Annotated in this window: 3 protein-coding genes; all 3 read left to right on the forward strand. The window is 72.3% G+C overall.

Annotation, left to right across the window (positions count from 1 at the left end; all coding sequences use genetic code 11):
* Positions 1–1,836 (forward strand): peptidoglycan D,D-transpeptidase FtsI family protein (locus tag GTW67_RS28515; protein ID WP_161167637.1); only part of this gene is annotated, 1,836 nt, incomplete at its 5' end.
* 187 nt (positions 1,837–2,023) lie between these two features.
* On the forward strand, positions 2,024–3,544 hold the full coding sequence (locus GTW67_RS28520) for a UDP-N-acetylmuramoyl-L-alanyl-D-glutamate--2,6-diaminopimelate ligase (RefSeq protein WP_161167638.1): 1,521 nt from the start codon (positions 2,024–2,026) through the stop codon (positions 3,542–3,544).
* Positions 3,545–3,572: 28 nt separating this feature from the next.
* Positions 3,573–4,408 (forward strand): Mur ligase family protein (locus GTW67_RS28525; RefSeq protein WP_161167639.1); only part of this gene is annotated, 836 nt, incomplete at its 3' end.

The following is a 4,408-nucleotide window of genomic DNA, read 5'->3' on the forward strand; positions in this document are numbered from 1 at the left end:
GGCGCCCCGCGCACCATCCGGCTGGGCAGCCCCCGGCCCCGGCTGCGCATGATCGGCCTCGCGCTGACCCTCGTCCTGGCCGCCTTCGTCGTACGGCTGCTCCAGGTGCAGGCCGTCGACGCCGGCACCTACACCGCCAAGGCCGAGCAGAACCGCTACGTCGTGCACACCCTGACCGCCGACCGCGGCGGCATCACCGACCGCAACGGCGTCGCCCTCGCGGCCACCGTGGACGCCTACGACATCACGGCCGACCCCACGCTGTTCACCCGCGAGGCGCTGAAGATCGGCGACGGCCCCGAGCAGGCGGCGGCGCTCCTCGCGCCGATCCTCGGCACGGACCAGCGGGAACTGGTCGAGCGGCTGCGCCCGGAGAACCGGAAGCTGCGCTACGTCCGGCTCGCCCAGCGGCAGACCCCGCAGGTCTGGAACCAGATCAAGGACCTGAAGGCCGCGCTCGGCAAGAAGGCCGAGACGGACAAGTCCGCCGTCAACGTCCTCGCCGGCGTCCTCGCCGACCCCAGCAGCAAGCGCGTGTACCCGGGCGGTGACCTCGCCGCCGGCATCCTGGGCTGGGTCGGCGCCGACGGCAAGGGCGGCGGCGGCCTGGAACGGCAGCTGAACGGGACGCTGGCCGGCCAGGACGGCGAGGTCCGCTACGTGCAGTCCGGCGGACGCCAGGTGCCCACCGCCGGCGGCTCCGAGACCCGCGCCGTGCCCGGCAGCGACGTCGAGCTGACCATCGACCGCGACATCCAGTGGGCCGCGCAGCACGCCATCAGCGACCAGGTCGAGAAGTCCAAGGCGGACGGCGGCTACGTCATCGTCCAGGACACCCGCACCGGCGAGATCCTGGCCATGGCCAACTCGCCCGGCTTCGACCCGGGCGACCTGGCCCACGCCGACCCCGAGGCGCTCGGCAACGGCGCCCTCCAGGACGCGTTCGAGCCCGGCTCCACCGCCAAGGTGCTGTCGATGGCGGCCGTGCTGGAGGAGGACGTCGCCACGCCGGCGACCCACCTCACCGTCCCCAACCGGCTCAAGCGCGGCGACCGGCTCTTCAAGGACGACATCGACCACCCCACCTGGTACCTCACGCTCAACGGCGTGCTCGCCAAGTCCAGCAACATCGGCACGATCATGGCCACCGGCGAGCTGGGCGGGAACCAGCAGGAGGCCAACCGGGTGCTCTACTCCTATCTGCGCAAGTTCGGCCTCGGCGACTACAGCGGGCTCGGCTTCCCCGGCGAGACCGCGGGCATCCTCGCGCCGCCCGACCAGTGGTCGACCTCGCAGCAGTACACGATCCCTTTCGGCCAGGGCGTCTCCGTGAACGCGCTCCAGGCGGCCTCCGTGTACTCGACGATCGCCAACGGCGGCGTCCGCGTCGAACCCACGCTCGTGCGCGGCACCAAGGGCGACGACGGACGCTTCACCTCGGCCCCCGAGCCCAAGAAGACCCGTGTGGTCAGCGAGAAGACCGCCAAGACCCTCGCGCAGATGCTGGAGTCCGTCGTCGACGACGAGGAGGGCACCGGCACCAAGGCCCGTATCCCCGGCTACCGCGTGGCGGGCAAGACGGGCACGGCCAACCGAGTGGATCCGGCCACCGGCAAGTACCACGGCTACACCTCGTCGTTCGCCGGGTTCGCCCCCGCCGACAAGCCCCGCGTCACCGTCTACTGCGCCATCCAGAACGCCACCGCGGGCAGCTACTTCGGCGGCCAGATCTGCGGCCCCATCTACAAGCAGGTCATGGAGTTCGCGCTGAAGACCCTTCAGGTCCCGCCGACCGGGGCCGCACCCGCCAAGCTTCCGGTCGCCTTCAAGCCCTGACCGGCCGAGAGACCCCCGCACCGAGCCAGCACCGAGCCACCAGGAACCATCCGTGACAACGATCACCCCGGATCCCGGGAACCACAGCACCCCCCGCACCTCGCTTCGCCCGGAAGCGGCTACGCCCGGTACGCTCACCGCCGTGCCACACGCTGATCAGTCCCAATCCACCCAGAAGGGCCACCCCGTGACATATCCGGGACCGCCCCGGCCGGTGCAGGTCTCCGCCACCCCCCTCGCGGAACTCGCCGATCAGCTGGGTGTCGCCGCGCCGGACAGCACCGCCGGGGTCACGGGCATCACCCATGACTCCCGCGCCGTCCGCCCCGGCGACCTGTACGCCGCCCTCCCCGGAGCCCGCGCCCACGGCGCCGACTTCGTCACCCAGGCCGCCGGTCTCGGCGCCGCCGCGGTGCTGACCGACCCGGCCGGCGCCGAGCGCGTCGCCGCCACCGGGCTGCCGGCGCTCGTCGTCGACGACCCGCGCGCGCGGATGGGCGAACTGGCGGCCACGATCTACGGCCACCCCGGCCGCGATCTCCTCCAGATCGGCATCACCGGAACCTCCGGCAAGACCACCACCGCCTACCTCGTCGAGGGCGGCCTGCGCACGGCGAGGTCCACCGGGCTCATCGGCACGGTCGAGATGCGCATCGGCGACGAGCGCATCAAGTCCGAGCGCACCACGCCCGAGGCCACCGACCTCCAGGCCCTGTTCGCCGTCATGCGCGAACGCGGCACCGAGGCCGTCGCCATGGAGGTCTCCAGCCACGCCCTCGTGCTCGGCCGGGTCGACGCCTGCGTCTTCGACGTCGCGGTGTTCACCAACCTCAGCCCGGAGCACATGGAGTTCCACTCCGGCATGGAGGACTACTTCCAGGCCAAGGCGCAGCTGTTCACGCCGCTGCGCAGCAGGCTGGGCGTCGTCAACACCGACGACGAGTACGGCCGCCGCCTCGCCAACGAGGCCACCGTGCCCGTCGTGACGTACTCCGCCGAGGGCCACCCCGACGCCGACTGGCGCGCCGAGGACGTCACGGTCGGGCCGATGGACTCGACGTTCACCGTGGTCGGCCCCAAGGGCGAGCGGATCGCCGCCAGGTCGCCGCTGGCCGGTCCCTTCAACGTGGCCAACACCCTCGCCGCGATCGCCGCGCTGGCCGCCGCCGGACTCGACCCGCAGACCGCCGCCGACGGCGTCGGCGCGGTGCCGGGCGTGCCGGGCCGGCTGGAGCGCGTCGACGAGGGCCAGCCCTACCTCGCGGTGGTCGACTACGCCCACAAGACCGACGCGGTCGAGTCCGTGCTGCGGGCCCTGCGCAAGGTGACCGAGGGCAAGCTGCACGCCGTGCTCGGCTGCGGCGGCGACCGGGACACCACCAAGCGGGAGCCGATGGGCGCCGCCGTGGCCCGCTTCGCCGACACCGCCGTACTGACCTCCGACAACCCCCGCTCCGAGGACCCGCTGGCCATCCTCGCCACCATGCTCCAGGGCGCGGCCTCCGTGCCCGCCCACGAGCGCGGCGAGGTCCAGGTCTTCGAGGACCGGGCCGCCGCGATCGCCGCCGCCGTCGCCCGGGCCGAGCCCGGCGACACCGTGCTGGTGGCGGGCAAGGGCCACGAGCAGGGCCAGGACATCGCCGGAGTGGTCCGTCCCTTCGACGACCGCCAGGTGCTTCGCGAAGCCATCCGGAAGACCCAGGGATGAAAATCCTGAAGACCCAGGGGATGAACTTGTGATCGCCCTCTCCCTCGCCGAGATCGCAGAAGTCGTCGGCGGGCAGATGCACGACATACCGGACGCGTCCGCCGAGGTCACCGGGCCGGTGGTCCGGGACTCCCGGGAGGCCGGGCCCGGCAGCCTCTTCGTCGCCTTCGTCGGCGAGCGCGTGGACGGCCACGATTTCGCGTCGGCGGTCGTGGACGCCGGAGCGGTGGCCGTGCTCGGCTCCCGCCCCGTCGGCGTGCCCGCGATCGTCGTGGACGACGTCCAGGCCGCCCTCGGCGCCCTCGCCCGGCACGTCGTACGGCGCCTCGGCGCCACCCTCGTCGCGCTCACCGGATCCGCCGGCAAGACCAGCACCAAGGACCTCATCGCGCAGGTCCTCCAGCGCCAGGCGCCGACGGTGTTCACGCCCGGCTCGCACAACAACGAGATCGGGCTGCCGCTGACCGCCCTCACCGCCACCGAGGACACCAGGTACCTCGTGCTGGAGATGGGCGCCCGCGGCATCGGCCACATCCGGTACCTCACCGAACTCACCCCGCCGCGGATCGGCCTCGTCCTCAACGTCGGCAGCGCCCACATCGGCGAGTTCGGCGGCCGGGAGCAGATCGCCCAGGCCAAGGGCGAACTCGTCGAGTCCCTGCCGCCGGCCGAGGAGGGCGGCACCGCGATCCTCAACGCGGACGACGCCCTCGTACGCGCCATGTCCTCCCGGACGAAGGCGAAGGTGATCCTTTTCGGGGAGTCCGACGAAGCGGACGTTCGCGCCGAGAACGTGCGACTCACGGACAGCGGACAGCCCTCCTTCAGGCTTCACACACCCTCCGGTGCAAGTGATGTGACCAA

This window comes from Streptomyces sp. SID5910 (genome assembly GCF_009862125.1).
Classification (GTDB): Bacteria; Actinomycetota; Actinomycetes; order Streptomycetales; family Streptomycetaceae; genus Streptomyces.